At 68.7% G+C, this 26,596-nt stretch carries 26 protein-coding genes and 1 pseudogene; 14 read left to right on the top strand and 13 right to left on the bottom strand.

The window, feature by feature from the left end; all coding sequences use genetic code 11:
• Nucleotides 1–18 precede the first annotated feature (18 nt).
• From YWM_RS0110150 to YWM_RS26835, 6 genes and pseudogenes are all read left to right on the top strand, one after another.
• On the top strand, nucleotides 19–978 hold the full coding sequence (locus YWM_RS0110150; RefSeq protein ID WP_028850633.1) for a zinc-dependent alcohol dehydrogenase: 960 nt from the start codon (nucleotides 19–21) through the stop codon (nucleotides 976–978).
• Between the two features lie 23 nt (nucleotides 979–1,001).
• Nucleotides 1,002–1,634, top strand: coding sequence for a hypothetical protein (locus YWM_RS0110155; protein ID WP_028850634.1), 633 nt, complete (start codon nucleotides 1,002–1,004; stop codon nucleotides 1,632–1,634).
• A 4-nt stretch (nucleotides 1,635–1,638) separates the two neighbouring features.
• Entirely contained in the window at nucleotides 1,639–2,025 is a 387-nt protein-coding gene (locus YWM_RS0110160) for a 6-pyruvoyl trahydropterin synthase family protein (RefSeq protein WP_028850635.1), read from the top strand.
• Nucleotides 2,022–3,062 carry a glycosyltransferase family 4 protein gene (locus tag YWM_RS23015; protein ID WP_043660479.1) on the top strand — a complete coding sequence of 347 codons (1,041 nt, stop codon included), beginning with the start codon at nucleotides 2,022–2,024 and terminating at the stop codon, nucleotides 3,060–3,062. The genes YWM_RS0110160 and YWM_RS23015 overlap by 4 nt, the downstream gene beginning before the upstream one ends.
• Nucleotides 3,059–3,826, top strand: coding sequence for a hypothetical protein (locus YWM_RS23020; protein ID WP_043660480.1), 768 nt, complete (start codon nucleotides 3,059–3,061; stop codon nucleotides 3,824–3,826). Before YWM_RS23015 ends, YWM_RS23020 begins: the two co-directional genes overlap by 4 nt.
• Nucleotides 3,823–4,659: pseudogene (locus YWM_RS26835) on the top strand (lysylphosphatidylglycerol synthase transmembrane domain-containing protein); the annotation flags it as partial. The gene YWM_RS23020 and the pseudogene YWM_RS26835, both read left to right, overlap by 4 nt.
• A 36-nt stretch (nucleotides 4,660–4,695) precedes the next feature.
• On the opposite strand, the gene YWM_RS26420 reads toward YWM_RS26835, so the two are convergent.
• The 4 genes from YWM_RS26420 to YWM_RS0110190 form a co-directional block, all read right to left on the bottom strand.
• Nucleotides 4,696–5,082: a DoxX family protein gene (locus YWM_RS26420; RefSeq protein WP_169720979.1), complete on the bottom strand. Its 387-nt coding sequence runs from the start codon at nucleotides 5,080–5,082 to the stop codon at nucleotides 4,696–4,698.
• A gap of 151 nt (nucleotides 5,083–5,233) precedes the next feature.
• The gene (locus YWM_RS26840) at nucleotides 5,234–5,719 is read right to left on the bottom strand and encodes a cytidine/deoxycytidylate deaminase family protein (RefSeq protein ID WP_028850636.1); all 486 of its coding nucleotides are present in this window, start codon (nucleotides 5,717–5,719) and stop codon (nucleotides 5,234–5,236) included.
• Nucleotides 5,712–6,392 carry a RibD family protein gene (locus tag YWM_RS26845; RefSeq protein ID WP_028850637.1) on the bottom strand — a complete coding sequence of 227 codons (681 nt, stop codon included), beginning with the start codon at nucleotides 6,390–6,392 and terminating at the stop codon, nucleotides 5,712–5,714. The genes YWM_RS26840 and YWM_RS26845 overlap by 8 nt, the downstream gene beginning before the upstream one ends.
• 19 nt (nucleotides 6,393–6,411) lie before the next feature.
• Complete coding sequence (locus YWM_RS0110190; RefSeq protein WP_156914728.1) at nucleotides 6,412–7,101, bottom strand: hypothetical protein; 690 nt, start codon at nucleotides 7,099–7,101, stop codon at nucleotides 6,412–6,414.
• A gap of 153 nt (nucleotides 7,102–7,254) precedes the next feature.
• Between YWM_RS0110190 and YWM_RS0110195 the strand changes: the two genes are divergently transcribed.
• Nucleotides 7,255–7,620 carry a hypothetical protein gene (locus tag YWM_RS0110195; protein WP_028850639.1) on the top strand — a complete coding sequence of 122 codons (366 nt, stop codon included), beginning with the start codon at nucleotides 7,255–7,257 and terminating at the stop codon, nucleotides 7,618–7,620.
• A 10-nt stretch (nucleotides 7,621–7,630) separates the two neighbouring features.
• Entirely contained in the window at nucleotides 7,631–9,019 is a 1,389-nt protein-coding gene (locus YWM_RS0110200; RefSeq protein WP_028850640.1) for a pyridoxal phosphate-dependent decarboxylase family protein, read from the top strand.
• Nucleotides 9,020–9,237: 218 nt separating this feature from the next.
• On the opposite strand, the gene YWM_RS0110205 is transcribed toward YWM_RS0110200, so the two are convergent.
• The 6 genes from YWM_RS0110205 to YWM_RS0110230 all read right to left on the bottom strand — a co-directional run bounded on the left by YWM_RS0110205 (nucleotide 9,238) and on the right by YWM_RS0110230 (nucleotide 15,006).
• A complete protein-coding gene (locus tag YWM_RS0110205) occupies nucleotides 9,238–9,852 on the bottom strand; it encodes a VldE C-terminal domain-containing protein (protein WP_245565995.1) in 615 nt (204 codons plus the stop codon).
• A 238-nt stretch (nucleotides 9,853–10,090) separates the two neighbouring features.
• On the bottom strand, nucleotides 10,091–10,852 hold the full coding sequence (locus tag YWM_RS0110210) for an SIR2 family NAD-dependent protein deacylase (protein WP_043660565.1): 762 nt from the start codon (nucleotides 10,850–10,852) through the stop codon (nucleotides 10,091–10,093).
• Nucleotides 10,853–10,939: 87 nt separating this feature from the next.
• On the bottom strand, nucleotides 10,940–11,950 hold the full coding sequence (gene ligD, locus YWM_RS0110215; protein ID WP_028850643.1) for a non-homologous end-joining DNA ligase: 1,011 nt from the start codon (nucleotides 11,948–11,950) through the stop codon (nucleotides 10,940–10,942).
• Nucleotides 11,943–13,097, bottom strand: coding sequence for an ATP-dependent DNA ligase (locus YWM_RS23030; protein WP_211232477.1), 1,155 nt, complete (start codon nucleotides 13,095–13,097; stop codon nucleotides 11,943–11,945). Before YWM_RS23030 ends, ligD begins: the two co-directional genes overlap by 8 nt.
• 311 nt (nucleotides 13,098–13,408) lie before the next feature.
• On the bottom strand, nucleotides 13,409–14,350 hold the full coding sequence (locus YWM_RS0110225) for a pseudouridine synthase (RefSeq protein WP_028850644.1): 942 nt from the start codon (nucleotides 14,348–14,350) through the stop codon (nucleotides 13,409–13,411).
• A gap of 35 nt (nucleotides 14,351–14,385) precedes the next feature.
• Nucleotides 14,386–15,006 (bottom strand): alpha-ketoglutarate-dependent dioxygenase AlkB, encoded by a 621-nt coding sequence (locus tag YWM_RS0110230; protein WP_028850645.1) that lies wholly within the window; start codon nucleotides 15,004–15,006, stop codon nucleotides 14,386–14,388.
• A 281-nt stretch (nucleotides 15,007–15,287) separates the two neighbouring features.
• Here YWM_RS0110230 and YWM_RS0110235 point away from each other — a divergent pair, with 281 nt between their 5' ends.
• Nucleotides 15,288–16,343 carry a helix-turn-helix transcriptional regulator gene (locus YWM_RS0110235; RefSeq protein ID WP_028850646.1) on the top strand — a complete coding sequence of 352 codons (1,056 nt, stop codon included), beginning with the start codon at nucleotides 15,288–15,290 and terminating at the stop codon, nucleotides 16,341–16,343.
• A gap of 18 nt (nucleotides 16,344–16,361) precedes the next feature.
• On the opposite strand, the gene YWM_RS0110240 is transcribed toward YWM_RS0110235, so the two are convergent.
• Complete coding sequence (locus tag YWM_RS0110240; RefSeq protein WP_156914729.1) at nucleotides 16,362–16,538, bottom strand: hypothetical protein; 177 nt, start codon at nucleotides 16,536–16,538, stop codon at nucleotides 16,362–16,364.
• A gap of 253 nt (nucleotides 16,539–16,791) precedes the next feature.
• Here YWM_RS0110240 and YWM_RS23035 point away from each other — a divergent pair, with 253 nt between their 5' ends.
• On the top strand, nucleotides 16,792–19,737 hold the full coding sequence (locus YWM_RS23035; protein ID WP_043660482.1) for an alpha/beta fold hydrolase: 2,946 nt from the start codon (nucleotides 16,792–16,794) through the stop codon (nucleotides 19,735–19,737).
• Here the strand turns inward: YWM_RS23035 and YWM_RS26145 are convergent.
• Nucleotides 19,686–19,838 (bottom strand): hypothetical protein, encoded by a 153-nt coding sequence (locus tag YWM_RS26145; RefSeq protein ID WP_156914730.1) that lies wholly within the window; start codon nucleotides 19,836–19,838, stop codon nucleotides 19,686–19,688. The genes YWM_RS23035 and YWM_RS26145 overlap by 52 nt on opposite strands.
• Nucleotides 19,839–19,879: 41 nt before the next feature.
• The gene (locus YWM_RS26425; protein ID WP_169720977.1) at nucleotides 19,880–20,053 is read right to left on the bottom strand and encodes a DUF5302 domain-containing protein; all 174 of its coding nucleotides are present in this window, start codon (nucleotides 20,051–20,053) and stop codon (nucleotides 19,880–19,882) included.
• Between the two features lie 265 nt (nucleotides 20,054–20,318).
• On the opposite strand from YWM_RS26425, the gene YWM_RS0110260 reads away from it, so the two are divergent.
• From YWM_RS0110260 to YWM_RS0110275, 4 genes are read left to right on the top strand one after another with little or no spacing between them, the layout of a single operon-like run.
• Nucleotides 20,319–21,521 carry a glycine cleavage T C-terminal barrel domain-containing protein gene (locus tag YWM_RS0110260; RefSeq protein ID WP_052344749.1) on the top strand — a complete coding sequence of 401 codons (1,203 nt, stop codon included), beginning with the start codon at nucleotides 20,319–20,321 and terminating at the stop codon, nucleotides 21,519–21,521.
• A 6-nt stretch (nucleotides 21,522–21,527) separates the two neighbouring features.
• Nucleotides 21,528–22,382 (top strand): methylenetetrahydrofolate reductase, encoded by an 855-nt coding sequence (locus tag YWM_RS0110265; protein ID WP_028850649.1) that lies wholly within the window; start codon nucleotides 21,528–21,530, stop codon nucleotides 22,380–22,382.
• Nucleotides 22,379–24,076, top strand: a complete 1,698-nt coding sequence (locus tag YWM_RS0110270) for a formate--tetrahydrofolate ligase (protein ID WP_211232478.1) — start codon at nucleotides 22,379–22,381, stop codon at nucleotides 24,074–24,076. The genes YWM_RS0110265 and YWM_RS0110270 overlap by 4 nt, the downstream gene beginning before the upstream one ends.
• Nucleotides 24,073–26,592: a GcvT family protein gene (locus YWM_RS0110275; protein ID WP_043660488.1), complete on the top strand. Its 2,520-nt coding sequence runs from the start codon at nucleotides 24,073–24,075 to the stop codon at nucleotides 26,590–26,592. The genes YWM_RS0110270 and YWM_RS0110275 overlap by 4 nt, the downstream gene beginning before the upstream one ends.
• Nucleotides 26,593–26,596: the final 4 nt, after the last annotated feature.

Consider the following 26,596-nt stretch of genomic DNA (forward strand, 5'->3'; position numbering starts at 1 on the left):
AAGAGCCTGGAGGCTGTTGTGACACCGGCGCGAGCGTTCTGGGTCCGCGAACCGGGCATCGGTGAGATCCGGCAGTGCTTCGTCGAGTACAACGACGCCGACGAGGTTTTGGTTGAAACGACCTACAGCGCCGTCAGCCGTGGAACCGAAACCCTGGTGTTCACCGGCCGGGTTCCGCCGAGCCAGTACGACGTGATGCGGGCGCCGTTTCAGGAAGGCGAGTTCGGCGGGCCGGTGAAGTACGGCTATCTCAACGTCGGCGTCGTCCGAGAAGGGCCTGTTCATCTGGTAGGGCGAACCGTCTTCTGCCTGTACCCGCACCAGACGCACTACGTGGTGCCTGCGGACGTCGTGACAGTGGTGCCGGATGACGTTCCGCCAGCTCGTGCAGTACTTGGAGGCACCGTGGAGACCGCCGTCAACGCGCTGTGGGATGCCCGGCCGTTGATCGGCGACCGGGTGGCCGTCGTGGGCGCGGGCATGGTCGGCTGCGCGGTCGCCGGAATCTTGGCCACGTTCCCCGGCCTGCGGCTGCAGCTCGTCGACATCGACCCGGCGCGGCAGCAGGTGGCCGACGCCTTGGGCGTCGAATTCGTGACGCCGGATGGGGCCGCGGACGGCTGCGATCTCGTGGTGCATGCGAGCACCACCGAGGCCGGCCTGCGTAAGGCGTTGGAGTTGCTGCGCGCCGACGGCAGGGTGATCGAGCTGAGCTGGTACGGCGACCAGGACGTGAGCTTGCCGCTGGGGGAGCGGTTCCATTCCGCACGGCTGACCGTGCGATCGAGCCAGGTCGGCACCGTGGCGCGCCCCGACCGCACCCATGCCGAGCGGATGCAGTTGGCGCTGACCCTGCTGCGCGATGCACGATTCGACGCGTTGATCACCGGGGAGAGCCGGTTCGAGGAACTCCCGGACGTCCTGCCCGCCCTGGCGGACGGCTCGCTGCCCGCGTTGTGTCATCGCATTGCGTATTGATCGTCTGCGGCTACCCTGGCGCGGTGCACGACGCCTCGGAGCTGGTCCGCTCGTACTTGTTCCTCCGCCGCGGGGTCGGTCTGCTGGGAACGGCCCTCCCGTTCGTCCTGATCGCAGGCAACCTGCTGATCGAGAAGGAGCTGCTCTACTCGGTCAGCGGCTACTACCACTCGAGCATGCGCGACGTGTATGTGGGCACCATGTGCGCGATCGGGGTCTTTTTGCTGTTCTATCGCGGTTATGCCCGCAGCGACCGGGCCGCCAGCATCGTGGCCGGGGTCGCCGCGATCGGCGTGGCGATCTTCCCGATCCCCGACGGCACCCCGATCACCAGCACCGCGTCCGGCGTCCTCCACCTCGTTTTCGCCGTCGTGCTGTTCGGGACGTTCGCCTACTTCTGCCTTGTCGAGTTCCGCAAGAGCGATGCGCCGCAGCCGACGGCCCGCAAAAGGCGGCGCAACCAGGTGTATCTGGTCACCGGCGTGATCATCGTGGGTTGTCTGGTGCTGGTCCCGATCGTCGAACTGATCGGTGGGCTGGACCACCTGCGCCCGGTGCTGTGGCTGGAGGCCGTCGCCACCGTCGCCTTCGGCGTGGCGTGGTTGACCAAGGGCGAGGCGATCCTCGGTGACCACGCACCCGGCAGCGTACGGTAACCGCATGTTCAGCGTGACGGTGCGCGATCACGTGATGATCGCCCACAGCTTCCGAGGCGAGGTGTTCGGTCCGGCGCAGCGACTGCACGGGGCCACCTATGTGGTGGATGCGACGTTCCGCGGGCCGGAGCTGAACGAGGACGGCATCCTGCTGGACATCGGGCTGGCGTCGCAGGAGCTGTCGGCGGTCACCGCCGAGCTGAACTACCGCAATCTCGACGACGAGCCCGCCTTCGCCGGGAAGAACACGTCGACGGAGTTCCTGGCGAAGGTCATCGCCGACCGGCTGGCCGACCGCATCGCCCGGTTGGGGCTTGCGGGGCTGACTGGCATCACGGTAACTCTGCACGAGTCGCACGTGGCCTGGGCGTCCTACGAACGATCCCTGTGAGCCGCGCCGTCCTGATCGTCCCGGAGCGTGCTGGTGTCCCCAGTGGCGGCACGCGGTACGACCTGCGGATGGCGGACGTCCTCCGGTTGCGGGTGGTGCCGGTCGCGGGAGGGTGGCCGATGCCGTCGGCGGCGGACTGCGCCGCGCTGGACAAGACGTTGGCGGCTCTGCCCACGGGTGCGGTGGTGCTGGTCGACGGTCTGGTGGCGTGTGCCGTGCCCGAGGTGATCGGCCCCCACAGCAAGCGATTGAGGCTGGGTGTGTTGGTGCACCTGCCGTTGCCGGACGAGACCGGGCTGGATCCGGTCGTGGCGGACACGCTGGCCCGCAAGGAACAGCAGTCCCTGTCGGCGGCGTCTCTGGTGGTGACGACCAGCGCCGCTGCGGCTCGCCTCGTACGAGCCCGCTACGACCTGCCCGAGGTCCGGGTGGCGCCGCCGGGGGTCGATCGGGCGCCGCTGACGCGCGCGGAACCTGAGGGCCGTCGGTTGGTTTGCGTAGCTGCGATGACGCCCCGCAAGGGTCAGGACGTGCTGGTCGAGGCGTTGGGGCAGCTCGAGGACCTGTCTTGGCACCTTCGGATCGCGGGGCCGCCGGTCGACGCGCGGTTCGCCGCCATCGTGCAAGATCGCATTGAACGTTCCGGCCTGGCAGACCGTATACAACTCATGGGAACCGTCACCGGCGGTCGACTCGATGCGTGCTACGAGACCGCGGACCTGCTGGTCCTGCCTTCGCACGCGGAAACCTTCGGCATGGTCGTCACCGAAGCGCTGGCTCGTGGCGTACCGGTCGTGGCCGGCGACGTGGGCGGGGTGCCGGAAGCAGTCGGCGCCGAGCCCGCCGGTGGTGTCCTCGTCCCACCCGGCGACCCGGCGGCTCTGGCTCGTGCCTTACGCCGTTGGCTGACCGATGCCGAGCACCGCGAGGAGCTTCGGCGGGCCGCAGCAACCCGCAGGCGTCAACTCGTCACCTGGACCGAGGCCGCAAAACCACTGGAGCGGGCCTTGCGGGATCTGGCCACGGTGGCGCGATGACCGCGGAGTTCACCGCCGACTGGCTCGCGCTGCGGGAGCCGGCCGATGCCGAAGCCCGCAACCGACCCCTGGTCGCCATGCTGCTCGAGCGCGTACGAGCTCCGCTCGTGGTGCACGACCTCGGCAGCGGCACCGGCGCCAACCGACGATGGCTCGACCCGGCGCTCCCGAAACCGCAGCAGTGGGTCCTGCACGAGCAAGAACCGGACCTGGTGGCCCGGGCCGAGCGCAGTGACGCCGACGTCCGCGTCGGCGACTTCATGATGCTGCGCCCGGAAGATCTGCTCGGCGCATCCTTGGTGACTGCTTCGGCGGTGCTGGACATCCTGACCAAGCCCCAGCTGGAGCGTCTGACGCACACGATCGCGGCCGCAGCGGTGCCCGCCCTGTTCGTCCTCACCGTGAGCGGACGAGTGCAGCTGACCCCGTCGCACCCGTTGGACTCCGCGGTGTCGGATGCCTTCAATCGGCACCAGCATCGCAACGGCCGCTGCGGCCCGGACGCTGTCGCGGTCGTCGCACAAGCATTCCGCGCGGTCGGCTACCAGGTGCACCTCGCGCCCAGCCCGTGGCGTCTGGGGCCGCACCACCGAGAGCTGACCGAGCAGTGGCTGCGCGGCTGGTGCGCGGCCGCTGCCGAAGAGGACCCTCACCTCGAGCTCGACGACTACGTGCGCTCGCGACTCGACGACTGCGTGGCAGGCCGGCTGCGGGTGGTCGTGCATCACAACGACCTGCTGGCGCTGCCGGGGAACCGGCCATGACCGTCCGCGCGCACCTGACCGTCCGGGCGCTGCTGACCGGGGTGATCATCGTCCTGCTCGGCACCCAGATCGGTGGGGAGGCGTTCACCGAGGGACTTCGGCGGATCGGGCCCACACAGATCACTCTCGCCATCGGTGTCGGCCTGCTGACGACGAGCTGTTGTGCCGCCCGCTGGTGTCTGATCGCGCGCGGGACCGGCCTGCACTTGCGCTTCGGCACCGCGGTCGCGGAGTACTACCGTGCGCTCCTGCTCAACGCCGTGCTTCCTGCCGGAGTCCTCGGTGACGCCGACCGCGGTGTGCGGCACGGCCGGGCATCCGGAGATGTCGCCCGCGGTGTGCGGGCTGTCGTGTACGAACGTGCCGCCGGGCAAGTAGCCCTGCTCCTGCTCGGTGCGGTGATCCTGCTCAGCCACCCCACGCTGCGGCGGACGTTCGAGGAGCTGGTGATTCGTAACGCGGCTGCGGCGCTTGTCCTGGGACTGGTGTTGATCGCGGTGGTCCTCGTCGTTGCAGGCACGGCGAAGGTGCGTGCGCTCGGCACCGAGATCCGCCTCTTCCTGGCCGGCAGGGGCGCCGTGCCCGCCGCCCTTGCGCTGTCGGTGGTCGCGGTCTCCGGGCACCTGCTGGTGTTCGTCGTCGCCGCCCGCACGGTGAACGACGCCGCGCCACTGGCCGACCTGATCGCGATCGCCGTGCTGGCGCTGGTGGCGATGTCGTTGCCGCTCAACGTCGGTGGCTGGGGTCCACGGGAAGCGGCCAGTGCCGGCGGGTTCGCAGCCGCCGGCCTGGGCGCAAGTCACGGTGTCGCGGCGGCCGTGGTCTTCGGTGTGCTGGTGCTGCTGGCGAGTGCGCCCGGGCTCGTGGTGTTAGCTGCGCACGCGATCGGCGAACGCCCTGGTTTGCGGCCAGCGATACCACGCGACGAACGCGAACAGCAACAGCAGGACGGCGGGCACGATCGCGCCACTGGGCGAGCGCACGGAGAACTCGGTGATGATCGCGCCGATCATCACGCCGACCAGGCCCATCGTCGCCAGCCCGCACAGGATCGGGATGAGCAACCCGACGGCTCCCGCGAGCTCGATGATGCCGGTCGTGTGCCGGAACCAGTCGCCGAAACCGATGCGGTCGAACGTCTCGGTGATGTATGCGTCACCACGCAACATCGGTAGGGCGGAGAACACCGCAAGGTAGATCGCCAACGCGAGCTGGAGCGCCCATACCGCGGCGTTGGCAGGCATGCTGTTGCGCATCGTCTCCGAGACGCGCCGCTCGTCGGATGCCACGGGCCCTCCTTCAGCAGGCGGTGTGCCGGGTCGCTCCAGGATGTCACCGGCGGTCCCGGCTGTGCGCGGCGAACAAACACATGTCGTGGCCACGGGACCGCGGCGTTACCTGCAGCGCTCAGATGTTGCGGCTGTCCTCGACGGTTCGCAGCACACGCAGCACATCGGCGTTGATCTCGCGGACCTGCGGCGCCAGCTCGGGTACCTCGATGACGGTACGTCCGGCGGCCCGAAGACGCTCAGCGCCCTCGCACACCACGATCAGCTCGGGCTCACGCCACGCGAACACCACGCGCGGGATTCCCGAGGCGAGGATCAGATCGGTGCATGACCGCGACCGGGACAACCGCACGCTGCACGGCTCGAGCGAGGTGTAGATCGTCGCGTGTGCCAGCCGCGGGTCGTCCGGGTCCACCTTGCCGAGCGCGACCTCCTCGGCATGATCCGCCGGGCCGGTCTCCCGGGTGTAGCCGGTGGCCAGCACGTGGTGGTCGGCATCGGCGATCACCGCGCCAACCGCGTACGTGTGCCCGGCGGGGCACTTGCGCGACAGGTCGACGGCTTCGTGCAGCAACTGCAGATCGGTGTGCGTCAGCTCAGGCATCGGCCTCTCCTGACAAGTAGCGCAGCAGCGCGCAGTCACCGATCTGGCGAACTTCCGCCAGGGTCATCCGCGCGGTCACCGGGAAGGCGCCGGGGTTGACGAACCGCGGCGCACGTTCGTCCGCCACGAACAGCGGGGCGACCACGACGTGCAGTTCGTCGACGAAACCGGCGGCGAGGAACAGGGTGTGGATAGCGCCGCCGCCCTCGACCATCAGTCGCCGCACGCCGCGGGAGGCCAGATCTTCCAGCATCTTCGGCACGTCCAGCGGGTCGCCGGCGTCGACCACGTCGGCCAGTGTGCCGAGCCGGGCCGCCACCGTCGAGACGGTCGAACTGAGCGCGTAGACGATCTTCGGGCTCTCGCCCAGCTGGAAGAAGTTGGCCTGCGGGTCGAGGTCGCCGCTGCCGGTGATGGTGACCTTGATCGGGTCCGGATGGTCCCCGCGAGCCCGGCGTTGTTCGCGCAGCCGCGGCTCGCGCAGCACCAACCTGGGGTTGTCGCTGCGCACGGTGTTGGCACCGACGAGGATCGCGTCGACGCCCGCGCGTACCTCGTCGACTCTGGCCAGGTCCTCGGCGTTCGACAGCAGGAGGCGCTCGGCGCTCGCATCGTCGATGTAGCCGTCGAGCGACATCGCGACCGACAGCAACACGTACGGGCGGGAGCTCACGGGCCCACGGTAGCTGCCGTCAGGCGGTCGAGCGGTGGTCGGCCTGCTCGACCGGCAGGTCAGCGCCGAACGTCGTGACGAACATCTCGCTCGAAGGCGTCGTCGCGCCGGTTTGCACGGCGTGCCGCAGGACGTCGGTGAGTGCGCGCGCAGGCTCCATCTCGATGATGTCGATGTACCCGGTGTCGACGGCGACCAGTGCCACCAGCCAGCGGCCCAGGGTGGCCAGCGGGACGTGGCGCAACGTCAGCCGCCATCCGATGTGCAGGTCGTTGCCGAACGGCGCGACGGTGATCGTGGCGTGGTACGAACCCATCCGGATGCGCAGGACGTTGCGCAGTCCCGGCACCGGTTTGCCGACGCTGACCCGCCGCGGATGCACCGTCGCGGGCACGGCGTGCTGCTCACCCAGGGAGCGGAAGATCGCCGCGAACACGTCGTCGGCTGCCGCGGCCCGGCCGACCAGCAGCTCACTGCCGTCGGCGACCGGAACCGTGCGGGGAGTGAGCACCTCGGCGACCAGCCACCCTGCGGGCAGCACGATGCCCAGGATCACCAGCGCGGCCGGTCGTCCGCCGAGTTGGTCGGTCACGAGGGCGCCGAGGAAGAGCGCCAGGGCCAACGCCACGGTGCGCAACAGGGCCCACCCGAGCGTCCGGCGCAGCAGCCGTCCGATCGTCTCGTCGGCAAAGGTTCGCGAGGACGTCACGCGTGCAGCTTCTCGCATCGACGAGCCGATCGCCAAGGCGAAATGTCCGAAGTGTCCGCCCGATTTGCCGCTCGATGACCGATGTGCTCGCGGCGGCGTAACGAACGTTCGACCTGCGGCGACTGGAGGGGACAGAAGCGAATGGGGTGGTCAATGACGGCGCAAGAGTCGTACGTGCTCGAAGCGATGGGCTGGCACATCACGGCGGGGCACGCCGATTGGCTCGAGTCCGGGGAGACACTGGCCGACCGTGCTGACATTCGCTCGGCGTACGAGGCCCTGGACAGCAGGCTCCGGCCGGATGCGCTCTACCGGATCATCGGCTTGATGCACCACGACAGCAGCCACACCGAGTACACGCCGGTCGAGGGTGGGCGTGGCGTCCGGCTGCTGGTGTCCGGCGACGGCCTGAAGGTCGAAGAGTTCGAAGTGTGCGTGGCGGAAGAGGTCCAGTTCGGACTGGTCGAGGGGTGCGACTGCGCACGATGCATGGTGGGCCCCGGCGGACCGAAGCGGTAGCTTCGGCGGCGTGACCGAATCGCTGACTGAACTACTGCACAAAGCCGCCACCACCGCCGCCGAGTTCCGGGCGGGCCTGCCGGAGAGGCGGGTCGCTGCCGCCGCGGACCTGGACGCGCTGCGATCCGCGTTCACCGCGCCGCTGCCGGATTCCCCGACACCGCCGTCGGAGGTCGTCGACGAGCTGGTCCGGGCCGCGGAGCCGGGGATCACGGCCAACGCGGGCCCACGGTTCTTCGGGTTCGTCATCGGTGGTGGGCTGCCCGCCGCGACGGCAGCCGACATGCTGGCGATCGGCTGGGATCAGTGCGCGTTCAACGGGGTCCTCGCGCCCGCTGCCATTGCCGCGGAGGAGACCGCGGCTGCATGGATCAAGCACTTGCTGGGGATTCCGGCGACCGCGTCGGCGGGCTTCGTCACCGGCGCCCAGGAGGCCAACACCGTCGGCCTCGGCGCGGCACGGCACCACGTACTGGCCACGGCAGGCTGGGACGTCGAGCGGGACGGCCTGATCGGTGCGCCGCGGGTGCGCGTTGTGGCGGGAGAGGAGCGGCACGCCACCATCGACCGCGCGCTGCGGGTGCTGGGCTTCGGCGACTCCGTGCTGGAACTCGTGCCTGCCGACGGTAACGGCGCCATGGACGTCGCGCAGCTGGAGCGCGTGCTTGCCGACGGCGAGCCGGGACCGCTGATCGTCTGCCTGCAGGCCGGCAACGTCAACACCGGCGCGTGCGACCCGATCGGCGAAGCGTCAGACATCGTTCACCGGCACGGTGGCTGGGTCCACGTCGACGGTGCGTTCGGGCTGTGGGCTGCGGCAAACCCACGCACCGCGCACATGGTGGAGGGCATCGAGAAGGCGGATTCGTGGGGCTGCGATGCGCACAAGTGGCTCAACGTGCCGTACGACTCGGGCTTCGCGTTCGTGTCCCGGCCGGAGGTGCACGCTGCCTCGATGAGTCATTCGGCCGCCTACCTCACCGGGTCGACCGAGCAAGTCACCGGGTCCAGCTTCGTGCTGGGCTCGTCGCGGCGCGGTCGCGGTTTCGCGGTCTGGGCTGCGCTGCGGGAACTCGGCCGAGAAGGTGTGGCCGACCTGGTCGACCGTTGCTGTCGCCACGCGCGTCACTTCGCGGAGGTCCTCACCGCCGGTGGCGCCCGCATTGTGAACGACGTGGTGCTCAACCAGGTGCTGGTCGACGTGAACGCTGACGCCGACGCCGTCGCCGCCGCTGTACGCGAGGAAGGGACCTGCTGGCTGGGGGCCACGACGTGGCGCGGCCAGCGCTTGCTGCGGATCTCAGTGTCGAACTACGCGACGACGACCGCGGACATCGAGCGTTCGGCGGAGGCCATCCTGCGGGTCGCCGAGCGGGTGCGGGCCGAGACGGCCGGCTAGCGGCCGCCGGGCTGGGTGTCGAGCGGCACGGCCGGCTCACCAGCGGTGTCTGGGGAACGGGGCGTCGAGTCGCCCGTTCAGCCGGGTACTGGCGCTCGGTTCTTCACCGCCTGTCGGCCGTGGCGGTGCTGGGCTCGGACCCCGGCGCGGCCCGATCACGGCGCCCCGCTCTGTCCCACGCGCCCCTCCGCCCAAACGGGACGGAGGGGTTGCGCGGGTCAGCAATCGACGTCGACATCCTCGCCGGAGAACGACACGTGAACGTGGTCCATGTGGTTCGCGGTGGGGGAGCCGCGGTCCTCCATCATCGACCAGCCGCTGCCGTCGTTGTAGCGCTGCTGCCAGATGACGTAGGTGACGCCGAAGTCCTCCTGGTTGTCCAGGACGTACTCGGCCACCTGGTCACCGGTCGACGGGTCGACCATGAAGTCCAGCGCGAGGCCGCTGGGGTGGTCGCTGGCGCCCGCTCGGGAAGCGCGGCCACCGACCTCGTCGATGTCGAACTTCTCCTTGACGTGATTGCCGACCTGGGCGACCGGGGCCAGGGTGCCGGCCAGGTCGGTGCTGCACGGCTTCGTCGGCGGCGCGGTCTTCTTCGGAGCGCGCACCGTGGCGGTCGCCGAGCTCTTGGTCGCGGTCGTGGTCCGGGAAGGCTTGCTCTGGCTCGTACGGTTGCTCGCCGCCTTGGCCCGCTCAGCGGTCGGCTTCGCGGATTTCTTCGACGAGGAACCGGGCTGCTCGCTGGCGGGGGACGGGTTCGCCGCGGCGTTGGCTTCACCGGTTGCCTGCTCGGAACCTGGCGCGGCGACCGAGATTGCGGCGGCCAGGCCCATCGCGGCAACCGTGCCGGCGACGGCGCCGGGGACTTTCAGCGAGCGGGGTGGACGGGGGGCACGATGTCGGCCAGCCATCACTCAACCAATCAGTACAAACGTCGGGGGTTTGGCGGAATCGAGTCATTTCACTCGATTACCGCAAGGCCTCGGCAAGGTTACGAATAGAAAACGGCGATGTCAGCGCGTTGTGATCGCCATCACCGGACCGTTCCGCCACAGGCGACAAATCCGCAGGTCAGAGCAATGATGGAAGTACCGTGCCGAGTGGTCCGCGCAACACTTCTGCGGCGATCCGGTCGTACGGCGTGGGCTCGGCGTTGCACACGATGACGGTCGCTCCCGCGTCCGCAGCGAGGCCCACCAGACCCGCGGCGGGGTGGACGGACAGCGACGTGCCGGCCGCCAGCATCAGGTCGCAGGACTCCGCGGCGGCTTGAGCTCGGGCGAGCACGGAGGCGTCCAAGGCTTGCCCGAACGAGATGGTGGCGGACTTCAAGATGCCCCCACACAGCCGACAAGGTGGGTCCGCTTCGCCTGCCTCGACTCGGTCCAGTGTCTCGCGCATCGGCCGCCGATCGGAGCACTGCAGGCAGACCGTTTGGTGGATGGTGCCGTGCAGCTCGAGCACGATGTCCGGGGACGAGCCTGCCTGCTGGTGGAGTTCGTCGATGTTCTGCGTGATCAGCGCGGCGAGCTTTCCGCGGCGCTCGAGGTCGACCAGCGCGCGGTGTGCCGCGTTCGGGCGGGCGCTCCAGGCCGGATGGTTCAGGCGCTCCTGCCAAGCCTGTTGTCGCACTTCGGCACTGGCCACATAGGACTGGATGGTCACCAGCGCTTGCGCGGCGGGGTTGCGCGTCCAGACGCCTTGCGGGCCGCGGAAGTCCGGGATGCCCGACTCGGTGGAAATTCCGGCGCCGGTCAGCGCGACGATGCGTTCCGAATCGGCAACCAGTTCGCGGGCGCGTTCCAGCGCTGCGGTCTCGTCCACGTCCGTCATCTCGCCACCCATCTTGCCGCATCGGGTGAGCGGACACCGCTGGCTGATGATTCTGCCGCCGACCGAGACGCAGACCGGAGTCAGGCGCTAACGCTTCTTGGCACGGCTGGGAGCCACCCGCGGTGGCTCATTGGGCATCTTCGGGTAGACCGGCGGCCACGGGGCGTCCATCATGCCGCCGGCCAGGTCCTTCTGGTACTGCTGCAGCAGCGGCTCGATCGACTGCGGCCGGCGCGCGGCATCCGCCCACGGATCGCCGCGCTGCTCCACCAGCGCCGGCACCGTGGCGATGGTCAGCTCGTCCGGTTCCAGGTCGTCGAGCTCGTCCCACTCCAAGGGAGTCGACACTTGCGCGCCGACCCGTGGCCGCACACACCACGCGCCGAAGACCGTCTTGTGCGGCGCGTTCTGGTTGTAGTCCACGAAGACGCGTGCTCCGCGCTCTTCCTTCCACCACTGCGCAGTGATCAGATCGGGGTGTCGCTTCTCCAGCATGCGCGCGAGCGCAACGGCGGCCGAACGAACCTGGTAGGAGTCCCACCGCGGCAGCAGCGGGATGTAGATGTGCAGGCCCCGGGATCCGGAGGTTTTCACGTTCGCGCGGATCCCCAGCTCGCCGAGCAGGTCCCGAGCAAGCCGAGCGGCTTGCTTCACTTCCCGGTACCCGGTGCCGGGGGAGGGGTCGAGGTCCACGCGCAGTTCGTCGGCGTACTCCGGGTGGTCGGCGTGGAACGGCCACACGTGGAAGCCGAGGCAGCCCAGGTTGACCGCCCAGACGATGTGAGCCATGTCCTGGACCACCAGCGCATCCGACTTCGTGCCGTTGGGTGTGCTCACTTCCGTGGTGCGCACCCACTCCGGCGTGTTGGCAGGCACGCGTTTCTGCCACCACGACTTGCCACCGGCGCCGTTGGGGTAGCGCTCCATCATCACCGGACGTCCCCGGATCCACTCCAGGAACGGTCCGGACACCGCGCGGTAGTACTCGATCAGGTCGAGCTTGGTCTCGCCGCGCTGGGGAAAGAACACCTTGCCGGGGTTCGACACAGTCACGTCGATCCCGTCGACCTGCACCGTGATCGACTCGGATCTAGCCATCGGTCGCCTCGCCTCGACGCGTGCCCGCGGACGCCTTCCGGCCTGCCTTCGCCTTGGTGGAGGCGGCGGCCGCTTCGGTGAACAGTGTGGCCAGTTCGGCGGGTGGCACCTCCTCCAGCTGCCCGTACGTGCACGACTCCGGCGTGCGATCCGGCCGGAACCGAACCAGCCGGCCGCCGTGGCGCAGACGGCCCGCCATCACGTGTTCGTAGCGGATCTCGGCGACCAGCTCGCAGCGCAGCGGCTCCCACGACATGTCCTTGTTGGCGTTCCAGCGGTTCAATCCGCCCGGCATCCGCCCGCCCTGGGCCCGGGCTTGGGTCTGGGCCTCCACCCACTTGGCCCACGGGTGGTTCTCGGCGGCGTTCTCGCGCAGCGGTGCCAGCTCGTCGACCAGTTCCGCGCGGCGCTTGGCGGTGAAGCTGCTGGCCACGCCGATGTGATGCAGTTGCCCTTCGTCGTCGTAGAGACCGAGCAGGAGCGAACCCACGCCCTTGCCGTCCTTGTGCCAGCGAAAGCCCGCGACCACACAGTCGGCCGTGCGCTCGTGCTTGACCTTCCACATCACCCGCTTGTCCTGCTGATAGGGGGCATCGACGGGCTTGGCCATCACACCGTCGAAACCGGCGCCTTCGAAGCGGGTGAACCAGTCCTCGGCCACATCCGGATCACGAGTCAACGGCGTCAGGTGCACTCGAGCCAGAGAGTCGTCCAGGATGCCTTCCAGCTTGGCGCGCCGCTCGCTGAACGGGGCCGAGGTCAGGTCGTCGTCGCCCAGCGCGAGGAGATCGAACGCCACGAAGCTCGCCGGCGTTGCCTCGGCCAGCATCTTCACCCGGGACGCGGCCGGATGCAGCCGGTTCTGCAGTGCGTCGAAGTTCAGGCCGGTGTCGGTCACCACCACGATCTCGCCGTCCACCACGCAGCGCGGCGGCAATGCCTCCAGCAGCAGGTCGACGAGCTCGGGAAAGTACCTGGTGAGCGGCCGGTCGTTGCGGGACCCCAACTCGATCGAGTCGCCGTCGCGGAACACGACGCACCGGAAGCCGTCCCACTTCGGCTCGTACGCCAGGTCGGCCGCACGCGGGACCTCGTGCACGGCCTTGGCCAACATCGGCCGCACGGGCGGCATCACGGGCAATTTCATAGATCGATCCTAGGAGCGCGCCGGACAAACTGCAGCTATCCGGCAGGAGGCCTCGTGCGGTGCTCGAAAAGCGGAGTCCGGCCCGCCGTCGGGCACTGGCGGCTGGCGGACCGGCGGGCAAACGGGCTGAGTATGGGCGGAACACCTGTAAACGCCTCTGCGAGAAGCGCGGACAGGCGACGAGTGCCGGGCGAGGCTCGGTCGTCCGCTCAGCGCAGGTCGAGGTGGCTCCGAACGCAGGGGCAGGGGACTGAACACCGGCGCCGGGATGGCTGACGAGCCCGAGTACGCGATCGCGGCTCGCTGGGTGGTCAGGAACCCCGGGTGCCGGTGGGCTGGCGTTCGCCGGTCCATGCGGACAACGAGGCCGGTGTGGTGAAGCTCCGTTCCTCGTTGGTGATCGGGTCGGTGAATGCCAGCGTGCGTGCCAACAGCTGGAGCGGCCTGCTGAAGTCTTCCCATGCCGACTCGCGGACCTCCGGGTAGATCGGATCGCCCACGATCGGGATGCCCAGCGAGTTGAGGTGCACCCGCAACTGATGCGTGCGACCGGTGCGCGGGATCAACCGATACCGCCCGAGCTCGCCCCGGCTTTCGATCAGCTCGACATACGTCTCGGCGTTCGGCTCTCCGGGGACTTCCTTGGCCTGGATGACGCCACGACGTTTCAGAATGCGGCTGCGCACCACGGTCGGCAGGGACAGGTCCGGTCGCACGGGCGCGACGGCCTCGTACTCCTTGTGCACCAACCGCTGGGAGAACAGCCGTTGATAGGCGCCGCGCACCTCGGGACGCACCACGAACAGCAGAACGCCGGCGGTTGCCCGGTCCAGCCGGTGTGCCGGGATCAACTCCGGCAGATCCAACTGCTGACGGACCCGCACCAGCGCCGTCTGCACGACGTGCTGACCACGCGGGGTGGTCGCCAGGAAGTGCGGCTTGTGTACCACCACGATGTTCTCGTCGCGGTGCAAGATCTGCACGTCGAACGGGACCGGTCTCTCGTCGGGCAATTCCCGGTGAAACCACACGGACGCGCCAGGCCGATACGGAGTCTCCCGCTGCACCGGGCCTTCTTCGGTGACGAAGCGGCCGTCGCGCACCATCTCGTCGACCCGCTCGGGCTCCAGCCGCGACAGCCGCAGGACCAGGTACTCGCGTACGGTACGCCACGGCCCCTCGCGCGGCAGCACGATCCGCACCGCGTCCAGGCCATGCCGCTGCGGCAGCGGAGACCTCACCTTCTTGCGCATCGCCGCCAGTGTCCCCCATCGCCCCAGCTCCGCCCTCAGCGCACGCCCCGCGGACGGAACTGGATGCTGATGCGCGGCCCCACCGGCTTGGCCGTCTTGAGCACCGCGTGCTCCCAGGTCCGCTGGCACGAGCCGCCCATGACGATCAGGTCGCCGTGTCCCAGCGGGAAGCTGAGCTGCTTTCCTCCGCCGTTCGGCCGCAGCGCCAACTCGCGCGGAGCGCCCACGGACAGGATCGCGACCATGGTGTCGGCCAGCCGTCCTCGGCCGATGCGGTCACCGTGCCACGCGACGCTGTCCCGGCCGTCGCGGTAGTAGCACAGCCCGGCGGTGCGGAACGGCTCACCGAGTTCGGGAAGGTAATGCGCGCTGAGCGCCTCCCGCGCCTCGGCCAGGATCGGGTGGGGTAGCTGCTCGTCCTCGTCGTAGAAGCACAGCAGCCGGGGAACGTCCACCACCCGGTCGTACATCTGTCTGCGCTCGGCGCGCCACGGCACTTCGGCCGCCAGGCGCTCGAACAGCGAGTCCGCGCCGGTGAGCCATCCGGGCAGCACATCGACCCACGCGCCCCGGCTGAGCGGGATGCGCTCGGCTTTGCTCAGCAGCGCCAGACCCGGGTCGTCGACCAGGTCGAGCAACGATCCTTGCAGCTCCATGCCACGAGCGTAACACAGAATTCGAACGTATGTTCTACTCTCGAAACATCTCTCGAGTTGCGTCGACAGGGATCCGACGGTTGGCTGAGCCGATCTCGGTCGCAGCCGGCGCCGCTCGCGGAGGGCACCGCGGTGACTACGTCGGGGTGATCGGATCGCACGCCTGGGATCGACTCGGTACCGCCGGATGGCCCAGTGATCGGTCCAAACGGGGTGCCTTAACTGACTTAACCGGTTGTCCGGTTTATGCTCATCGCAAAGTCCACCGGAGGTGAGGCGACATGGCCCGCAACGCCCGACGGCAGTTTGCGCGGCGGCTGCGGGAGCTCCGCGAGTTCGAGTTGGGGGAGAAGATCACGCAGGAGGGGCTCGCGGCAGCGTTCTCGGCAACCCGCTCTCTGTCGGGTGCGGCGATCTCGGCGTGGGAGAACGGGGACAGCGACAAGCGCCCCTCCGACGAGCGGCTGAAGCAGTACGCGCTGTTGTTCAGTTCGCCGGACAACCTGCATCCCAAGCCGACGGTTCCGCCGGAGTCGAGCCTGGACAAGCAAGCGCGGCAACGGTTCGTCGAGCTGCGCCGGGAACTGCACCGGCTGCGCGACGAAGCCGATCAGGAAGCCCGCAGGGAGCGGTCGGTGGCGCCTGCCGCCGCGCCGCGCAACGAGATGTGGGCGCACGACAGGTCGGACGACATCATGGTGGTGACGTCCGAGGTGGCCGAGGATCGGCTGCCGGAGAACGCCCGCCCGCGCAACGTGAACTACTCGCGCCTGGCCCGCTACGGCAACATCGACGCGTTCTTCGAGCTCTACGTGCGCCTGGCCGCGATGGGCTACCAGAACCGTCACCACCGCTCGGCCAACGACCGCGGCATCGACCTCGAGCAGACGTTGGTGCTGATCGGTGGTCCGGGGTGGAACCGGTTGACGCGCAACTACCTGCAGCTACTCGATCTGCCGGTGCGCCAACAGGCGGCACCGTTCGGCAAGCCGGAGTTCTTCGTCACCTCCGACGGCGAAGAGCTGCGCCCACGCGTGGCCGACTTCGCCGACGGCGAGCAGGAGCTGGTGGAAGACATCGGCTTGTTCGTGCGCGCCCGCAACCCGGCCAACCCGCACACGGACGTGACCATCTGCACCGGCTGCTTCACCGCGGGCACGCTGGCCGCGGTGCGGGCCTTCACCAATCAGGACGTGGCGGACGCCAACATCGAGGTGGTCAAGTCCAAGGTCGGCCGGATCACGGACTTCTTCGTGCTGTTCCGGGTTCCGGTGGTCAACGGGCGGGTCCCCGCGCCGCGGCTGTCCATCTCGTCGCTGGATGCCCAGCCGGTGTGACCGCCGGACGAGCCCGGGTCAGCGCAGGCTGCTGATCGTCTCCTCGTGGAACCGGTCGCCGGCCCGGTCGACGATCTCGGCGAGCTGAACGAGCCCGAGCAGCAGGACCACGACCAGAGCGCCGACCGCGAGTTTGAGTGCTTCCCGCCAGTATGCGGCAGCCAGAACCAGCAGCAGGATGATCGCGATGAGCATGACCATCTCCCTTCCCCCGTGCGCCGGCGTCGCCCATGTCGCCGGGCGAAGCGAGATGGTCCCGTTCGTCGTGGCGACAGGCTAAGCCTGGACTCGCGCCATCGTTAACTGCTCCCTCGGTAGAGGCAGGTTGAAGTTACGACTTAACCATCCCAGTTGGTGAAGTTCAGGTCAATACTCCAGTTGGGCGCTGTGCGTTCCGCGCGGCGACCCCCGGCTTTACCGCCGCGGGCCGTCGGGAGAAGATCGGCACATGCGAATTGCACCTCGTGGCCTGCGCAATCTGGTCGGCACGGTGGCCGCGTACGCGCAGAACGGGCTCGAGGTGCTGCGCTTCGGCGGATTGCGCACCGATGAGGATCCGGCTCCGTACGCCGTTGTCGAACACACCCGGATGTACCAGCTGCGCCGGTACTTCCCGGCGCAGCCGAACGACGACAAGCCGCCGGTGCTGCTGGTGCATCCGATGATGTTGTCCGCCGATCTGTGGGACGTCTCGCCCAACAGCAGTGCGGTGACCTCGTTGCACCGGGCGGGGCTCGATCCGTGGGTGATCGACTTCGGCTCGCCGGACGAGGTGGAAGGTGGCCTCGACCGGACACTGACCGACCATGTCGTCGCGCTGAGCCAAGCCATCGACCAGGTGGTCGAACACACCGGGCGGGACGTGCACCTCGGCGGCTACTCGCAGGGCGGAATGTTCTGCTACCAGGCGGCCGCCTATCGGCGCTCGCGGCACGTGGCGAGCGTGATCACTTTCGGCAGCCCGGCGGACGTGCTGGGCGGAACTCCGCTCAACCTCCCCGAGGATCTGCTGGTGCGCGGCGCGGAGTTCCTGGCCGACCACGTGTTCAGCAGGCTGGCGCTGCCGGGCTGGGCGGCCAGGCTCGGCTTCAAACTGCTCGACCCGGTGAAGTCCACCCGAGCGCAGATCGACTTCCTCCGCCAGTTGCACAACCGCGACGCCCTCATCGGGCGGGAGAAGCAGCGACAGTTCCTGGAGAGCGACGGGTGGGTTGCCTGGTCCGGCCCGGCGATCGTGGAGCTGTTACGCCAGTTCGTGGTGCACAACCGCATGATGACCGGCGGCTTCGTCATCGGCGACCGCCTGGTGACCTTGGCCGACATCACCAGCCCGATCCTGGCGTTCGTGGGGGAGATCGACGACATCGGCCAACCTGCCGCGGTGCGCGGAGTCGGCAAGGCCGCGCCGAGGGCGGAGGTCTACGAGCATCCGGTGCATGCCGGACACTTCGGCCTGGTGGTCGGGTCGACGGCGAACAGCGTGACCTGGCCGGCGGTGGCCGAGTGGATCAGGTGGCGCGAGGAAGGTGGCGATCGCCCGGACGGTATGCGGCCGCTCGGCGAGGCACGTCCCGAACAGCAGGCGACGACGATCTCCTCGCGCGTCGGCTACGGGTTCAGCACGCTGGCGGACGTCGGATTCGCCGCCGGGCGTCGCATCGCCGACCGCGCGGCGGAAGCCGTGCGGATGTCGCGGGAGATCGCCTTCGAAGCGGCGCAAGCCCTGCCACGGCTGTTGCGACTCGGGCAGATCCAAAGCCACACCCGGGTGTCGTTCGGCAGGCTGCTCGACGAGCAGGCGAAACGGGCACCGGACGGCGAGTGCTTCCTGTTCGACGATCGGGTGCACACCAACGCCGCGGTTCGTACGCGCATCAACAACGTGGTGCGCGGCTTGATCCATGTCGGTGTCCGGCAAGGGGATCACGTCGGCGTCCTGATGCACACCCGTCCCTCTGCGCTGGTGGTCATCGCGGCGCTGTCGCGGATGGGGGCGGTCGCGGTGCTCCTGCCTCCGGCGGCGGACCTGTCCGCAGCCATCCGCCTGGGCGGCGTCTCCGACATCGTCGTGGACCCTGAGCACGTGGAGCAGGCGGCCGAGACCGACTGCCGTGTCCTGGTCCTGGGTGGCGGCGGCGAGCGCCACGTGTCCGCCACGGGTGCCGACGTGGTCGACCTGGAGCAGATCGACCCGGAGTCGGTCGAGCTGCCCGGCTGGTACCGGCCGAATCCGGGGCTGGCGCGCGACCTGGCGTTCATCCTGTTCAGCCGCTCCGGTGGGCAGACCGTGCCGAAGCTGATCACCAACCACCGGTGGGCGTTGTCGGCTTTCGGCACGGCGTCAGCGGCGGCGTTGACCAGCGCGGACACGGTCTACTGCATCACTCCGCTGCATCATCCTTCCGGCTTGCTGACCAGTGTCGGCGGTGCCGTGGCCGGGGGTGCGCGCATTGCGCTGTCCCGCGGCTTCGATCCGGAGCGATTCGACATCGAGGTGCTGCGCTACGGCGTCACGGTGGTGTCGTACACGTGGACACTGCTGCGTGAGCTCGTCGAGCGGGAGGAACAGCCGCCGCACCACGCGATCCGGCTGTTCATGGGCTCGGGCATGCCGCGTGGCCTGTGGCGGCGCGTGCTCGAGCGGTACTCGCCCGCGCGGGTGCTGGAGTTCTACGCCTCCACCGAAGGCGACGTGGTGCTGGCGAACCTGTCCGGCGCGAAGCCAGGAGCCAAGGGCAGGCCACTGCCGGGCAGCGCCGAGGTACGGCTGGCGCGCTGCGATGTCCGCACCGGGAAGCTGATCACCGACGATTCCGGGTTCGCGGTCGAGTGCGCGGAGGGCGAGGTCGGCCTGTTGCTGGCGAACCCACGCGCCAGCATCGACGCGACAGCCCGCAAGCTGCGTGGCGTCTTCGCACCCGGCGACACCTGGATCGCCACCGAGGATCTCTTCTGGCGTGACCACGACGGCGACTTCTGGCTGGCCGACAACCGCTTCACCGTGATCGACAACGGCCGCGGACTGGTCTACGCCCAGCCGATCTGCGACGCGCTGACCGACCTCGAGCAAGTCGACCTCGCAACCGCTTACGGCGTGCCGACCTCGGCGTTGAGCGAGGTGGCGGTCGCTGCGGTGACGACGTGGCAGGGTGCGAAACTCAGGGCGGAGGACATCACCCGGGCCCTGGCGAACCTGCCGGTCGAGCGCAGGCCCGACATCGTGCACGTGGTCGACGCGATTCCGTTGACCACGTGGTACCGGCCGAATCCGGCACCGCTTGCGGCCGAAGGCGTACCGAAGCCCAGCGAGCAGGCATGGTGCTGGGACGCCGAACGCGGCCGCTACACCGAACTCACCGAAGTGGCGCGCGACCGGCTGCTGGCGAACCGGTAGGCCCGCCGCGGCAACACCCGGGTGGTGCGCGGCGCCTCGTTGGTCTCCTCGCTGTCCATCAGCTCGACCGCGACGACGGTGTCCAGCGTCCCGTCGGGCACACCGCGAGGGCAGTGACCGCCTGGGCTCAGCCGACGCGGAATCAGCCGCTCTTGCGGCGGAACTGTCGTTTGCCGCCCAGTGGACCGTGCGGATGGACGCTCTTCGCGCCACCGTCCGCGTGGCTTTCCCGCTCCTTGGTCGCCGCGCGTTTGCGCTCGAGTGCCTCCCGGAATCGGTCCTTCACGTCATCGGAACCGGACTTCGATTCAGTCATCGAGACCTCCACGTCGGGTGAGCTTGTCTCGTCAGCCTCGCATGCGCGCCGCGCCGGGTCGAGCGATTAACACAGCCGGGTGCCCGGCGCGGCGAACGACACCGGTTCATTGCCTCGGATGGCGCATTGACGGCCTAGGTGACGGGGCACACAATTGCGGGCGTGACACGTTGCGGATAAGGCAACCACTTCACATAGCGCAACGACAAAGTGAACTTTTCTCTCAAACAGATCCAAAAGTCCCGCCCAGCTGGAGAGGTCCCCGATGACAGCTATTGCTCCGAAACCGGCGACGACGACCACCGCTGATCAACCGGCCGTCCTGCTCTACACCCGGTTGCGCAAGTCCCCGTTCTTCCACAAGTCACGCGAGCACGGGGTGAAGGCCTACAGCGTCTACAACCACACGTATCACCCGCGGCACTACGGGGATCCGGTCGCCGAGTACTGGGAACTGCTCAACGGCGTCACGTTGTGGGACGTCGGCGTCGAGCGGCAGATCGAGATCGCCGGCCCCGACGCGTTCGACTTCACCAACTACCTGGTACCGCGTGACCTGCACAAATGCGCGGTCGGCCAGTGCAAGTACGTGTTCATCACCGCCCCGGACGGCGGCATCGTCAACGACCCGGTGCTGCTGCGTGTGGAGGAGAACCGGTTCTGGCTCTCGCTCGCCGACAGTGACGTCGGGCTGTGGGCGCTCGGTCTGGCGCACGCGGGCGGCTGGAACGTCACGGTCAAGGAAATCGACGTGGCGCCGATGCAGATCCAGGGGCCGAAGGCCAAAGAGGTCATGGTCGACCTGTTCGGCGAGGACATCCTGGATGTCAAGTACTACTGGATGGCCCGCAGGCAGATCGACGGCATCGACGTGGTGATCAGCCGCACCGGCTACACCGGCGAGATCGGCTACGAAATCTACGTCGACCAGGTCAGCCGCAACGGCGAGCACGTGTGGGACCGGGTGTGGGAGGTCGGTCAGCGGCACGGCATGAAGGTGATCGGCCCGAGTCACATCCGGCGGATCGAGGCAGGCATGCTCGCCTACGGCTGCGACATCACGCTGAACACCAACCCGCTCGAGGTCGGCTACGACTACAAGTGGATGGTCGACCTGGACCAGGAGTCGGATTTCGTCGGCAAGGAAGCGCTGAAGCGGGTCAAGGAGGAAGGCATCTCCCGGCTGCTGAGCGGCGTGGAGATCGACGGCCCGTCGCTGGGCAGCTACAACGACGGCTCGATGCTCGAACCGTTCCCGGTCTCGCAGTCCGGCGGCGAACAGATCGGCGAAGTGACCAGTGCGTGCTTCTCGCCACGCCTGGAGCGCAACATCGGGCTGGCCATGCTGCCCATCGAGCTGGCCAAGACCGGCACCGAGGTGGTGGTCCACACGCCGAGTGGGCCGCGCGCGGCCAAGGTGGTCGACAAGCCGTTCATCGACCCGAGCAAGGCGACCCCCAAAGGCTGAGGCGGTATGGCACGGGCGAACGGTCAATCACCCGGTAAACGCCAAGTCCTCGGGCCGTTGCTGCAGAACCCGCGTTACGAGGTGCTCCCGTTGGCGTCGGTACTGGCTCAGACGGAGTCGTTACCGGCCAACACGCCGGTAACCGTGACGTCCTCGCCCCGGCAGGGTCTGGACGCAACGGTCGCCGTCGCCGAGAAGCTCGCCGCGCAAGGGATGTACGTCATCCCGCACCTGGCAGCTCGGCAGGTCACCGGGCCTGCCGAGCTCCGCTCGCTGCTCGACCGGCTGGACACCGCGGGCATCACCGAGGTGTTCGTCGTGGGTGGCGACGGGCGCGAGCCACGCGGGCCCTATCCCGACGCACTCAGCCTGTTGCAGGCAATGGACGACCTGGGGCGCATGCCCGCCAAGGTCGGGGTCACCGGCTACCCGGAAGGACACTGGGCGGTCGATCCCGACACGTTGTGGAGCGCGCTGCGGGCCAAACAACCGTACGCCTCCTACGTGGTCACGCAGATGTGCTTCGACGCCGACGCGATCTGGCGGTATGCGGCCGAAGTACACCGCGACATCGGGCTCCCGGTGATCGTCGGGGTGCCCGGGGTGGTGGAGCCGGCCAAGCTCATGCGGATCGCCCTGAAGGTCGGCGTCGGGCAGTCGTTGCGGTTCGTGCGTGGCCACCGATCGGTGGCCGGCAGGCTGCTCTGGCCAGGGGGTTACCGCCCCGACGCGCTGGTGCGCAAGCTGGCCGGCCGCGTGGCCGCGGGCCGGTGCGAACTCGCCGGTCTGCACCTGTTCACGTTCAACCGCGTCACGGCCACCCATCGTTGGGCGGCCCAGGCCTACCGGAGGACCGCGTGAGTATGCCGACGGATCTGGACATCTCCCGGGCTGCGGAATTGCTGCCGATACCCGAGGTGGCCGCCTCGATCGGGCTCGGTGAGCACCTGCTGGAGCCTTACGGGCACTCGGTGAGCAAGATTTCCCTCGCCGCGATCGACGAGCTGGCCGACCGGCCGCCGGGGAAGTACGTGGTGGTCTCATCCATCACCCCGACCCCACTGGGCGAGGGTAAGACCACCACCACGGTCGGCCTCGGCCAGGCGTTCGGCCACCTGGGGAAGAACGCGGTCGTCGCGGTCCGGCAACCGTCGATGGGTCCGACGTTCGGCATCAAGGGCGGCGCGGCGGGTGGCGGTTACGCCCAGGTGGCGCCGATGGAGACGGTGAACCTGCACCTGACCGGCGACCTGCACGCGGTGACGTCGGCGCACAACCTGCTGGCGGCGATGATCGACAACCACCTCCACAAGGGCAACAAGCTGGGTATCGACCCGTTCTCGATCACGTGGCGCCGGGTCATCGACGTCAACGACCGGGACCTGCGGCAGATCGTCACCGGTCTCGGCGGCAAGGCCGACGGGGTGCCGCGGCAGACCGGGTTCGACATCACCGCGGCCAGCGAAGTGATGGCGGTGCTGGCGCTGTCCACGTCGCTGCAGGACCTGCGCGCCAGGCTGGGGCGCATCGTGATCGGCTACACCCGTGACGGCGAACCGGTCACCGCCGAACAACTGCGCGCGGCCGGAGCCATGTGCGTGCTGCTCAAGGAGGCGATCAAGCCGAACCTGATGCAGACCGTCGAACAGACACCTGCGCTGATCCATTGCGGCCCGTTCGGCAACATCGCGCACGGCAACTCGTCCGTGGTGGCCGACCTGATCGGCATCCGGGCGGGGGACTACCTGATCACCGAGGCCGGTTTCGGGGCGGACATGGGTGCCGAGCGGTTCTTCAACATCAAGTGCCGCAACTCGGGGCTGCGTCCGGACGCGGCCGTGGTGGTGACGACGGTACGTGCGCTCAAGGCACACAGCGGCAAATACCGGGTGGTGGCGGGCAAACCGCTGCCGGAGCCGATGCTGGCGGAGAACCCGGAGGACGTCTACGAAGGCGCGTCCAACCTCCGCAAGCAGATCGCCAACATCCGGGCGCACGGCGTCAACCCCGTGGTGGCGGTCAACGCGTTCCCGGACGACTACGAAAGCGAGAAGAAGGCGATCTTGGAAGTCGCCGCCGAGGAGGGCGCGCGAGCCACCGTGGCGTCGCACTACACCCGAGGCGGAAAAGGCGCGGTGGAGTTGGCCGAGGCGGTCGCCGAAGCGTGCGCCGAGAAGACCGAGTTCCAGTTCCTGTACCCGGACGAGATGCCGCTGGTGGAGAAGATCTCCACGGTTGCCAAGCGGATGTACGGCGCGGACGGCATCGAGCTGAGCCCGCTGGCCAAGCGACAGCTGGAGACCTACGAGCGCTGCGGCTTCGGTTCGTTGCCGGTGTGCATCGCCAAGACCCACCTGTCGCTGTCGGCCGATCCGAGCCGTAAGGGGGCGCCGACCGGCTGGACGCTGCCGGTCCGGGAGGTCCGGGCGTCGGTCGGCGCTGGCTTCGTCTATCCCATCTGTGGCGAAATGAGGACCATGCCAGGACTGTCGTCGCATCCCGCGGCGGAACGCATCGACATCGACGAAGCAGGCCAGGTGGTGGGATTGTCATGACGAACACGCTCAGCGCACAGCTGCCGGACAGCGCCGACGTGGTGGTGATCGGCGCCGGAATCGTCGGCAACTCGGTGGCCTACCACCTCGCGGAAGAGGGATGGCGCAACATCGTGCTGCTGGACAAGGGCCCGCTGCCGGATCCCGGCGGATCGACCGGGCACGCGTCCAACTTCATCTTCCCGGTGGACCACTCGAAAGAGATCACCATGCTGACGCTCGACTCGATGCGTCAGTACGAGAAGTTCGGCACGTTGACCACCTGCGGCGGTATCGAGGTGGCGCGCAAGCCCGAACGGGTCGAGGAGCTCAAGCGGCGCATGGCCTCGGCCAAGGCGTGGGGGATCGACTCCGAACTCATCACCCCGGAGCGGGTGGCGGAACTGGTGCCGTTCGTCGACCAGTCGATCTTGCTCGCCGGCTTCTGCACCCCGTCGTGCGCGGTGGTCGACCCCCTGCAGACCGGGGCGCTGATGCGGGAGCACGCGCAGCAGCTCGGCGCCCTGACCGTGTCGGCCAACACCGAGGTGCTCGGGTTCGACGTGGTCGACGGCCGCGTCCGCGGAGTGCGCACCGACAAGGGCGACATCGCGACGGAGACCGTGGTGATCTCGTGTGGGGTGTGGAGCCCACGGATCGCCCGGATGGCCGGGGCCCGCATCCCGCTGACCCCGGCGGTGCACCAGATGATCGACGTCGGCCCGATCCCCGAGCTGGCGGAGACCCACACCGAGATCGCCTACCCGATCGTCCGCGACATGGATGCCCTGATGTACGAGCGGCAGAGCGGGGCGGATCTGGAGATCGGTTCGTACGCGCACCGGCCGATCCTGCACGAGCCGGACGAGATCCCGTCGATCGAGGAAGCGGCGCTGTCGCCGACCCAGCTGCCGTTCACCGAGGACGACTTCGACCCGCAGATGGAGGACGCGCTCGAGCTGTTCGGGTCGATCCTCAACACCGAAGGCGCCGGGGTCCGGCACGCCATCAACGGTCTGTTGTCGCTGACTCCGGACGGCTCACCGTTGCTGGGTGAGACGCCCGAGGTGCGCGGGTTGTGGTCGGCTGCGGCCGTGTGGATCAAGGAAGGTCCCGGCGTGGGCCGCATGCTCGCGCAGTGGATGACGCACGGGCACAGCGAGATCGACCTGCACGGCGCCGACATCAGCCGGTTCTACCCGCACCAGCGCGTGCCCGCGCACGTGCGCGCGCGAACCGCGGAAGGCTTCAACAAGACGTACGGCATCGTGCACCCGCGCGAGCAGTGGTCGTCCCAGCGCGAGCAGCGGCTGTCGCCGTTCTACTCCCGGGAGAAGGCGCTCGGCGCGGAGTTCTTCGAGGTCGCGGGCTGGGAGCGGCCGCAGTGGTACGAGTCGAATCGCCCGTTGGTCGAGGAGTACGGCGTGCAGGATCGGCCGCACGAGTGGGACGCCAGGTGGTGGTCGCCGATCATCAATGCCGAGCATCTGGCGATGCGGGAACGCGCCGCGATGATCGATCTGTCGGCGTTCGCGCAATTCGACGTGAGCGGGCCCGGTGCGGTCGACTACCTGCAACGGCTGTGTGTGGCCAATGTGGACCGGCCGGTCGGGCGGTTGATCTACACGCCCCTGCTGGACGTCGCGGGGGGCTTCCGCAGCGACCTGACGATCGTGCGGCTCGGCCCGGACAAGTTCCGGGTGATCACCGGTGGCGCGGACGGCGCGCGCGACCGCAAGTGGTTCCTCGACCACCTGCCGGAGTCGGTGTCGTTCGCGGATGTGACCTCGAGTGTCTGCACGCTCGGCCTGTGGGGGCCGCGTGCCCGGGACATCCTGTCGGCGGCCACCGACGACGACGTGTCGAACGAAGGCTTCCCGTACGGCACGGCGAAGGAAATCGTGGTCGGAGGCGTTCCGGTGCTCGCGCTGCGCGTGTCCTACGTCGGCGACCTCGGCTGGGAACTGCACGCGCCGTTCGAACAGGGCGCACGCCTGTGGGACGCCATCGCCGAGGCGGGTGAGCCGCACGGACTCATCCCGGCGGGCATCGGCGTGTACGGCACGACCGGCCGGCTGGAGAAGGGCTACCGGCTCATGGGCGCCGAGCTGGAAGCCGAGTACGACCCGGTGGAGGCGGGCCTGGCGTTGCCCAAGGTCAAGTCGGCCGACTTCATCGGCAAGGAGGCCTACGTGGCGGCCCGGGAGTCCGACCCGGCCGCGCTGCTGTGCACCCTCACCGTCGACGACCACACCAGCTCGGACGGAATCGCGCGATTCCCCCAAGGCGGCGAGCCGATTTTGACTCGGGACGGTCGGCGGATCGTCGACCGCAAGGGCCGCGGTTCGTACGTCACCAGCGCGGGCGCCGGCCCGTCGCTCGGCAAGTACCTGCTGATGGCGTATCTGCCGCCTGAGCACGCGGTGGAGGGGACGAAGCTGCAGGTCGAGTACATGGGCGAGCAGTACCCGGTGACGGTCGCCCGCGTGGGCCGCAAACCGTTGTTCGACCCGGACGATGCACGGATGAAGGCGTGAGCCG

Source organism: Thermocrispum municipale DSM 44069 (assembly GCF_000427825.1).
In the GTDB taxonomy this organism is placed as follows: Bacteria; Actinomycetota; Actinomycetes; order Mycobacteriales; family Pseudonocardiaceae; genus Thermocrispum; species Thermocrispum municipale.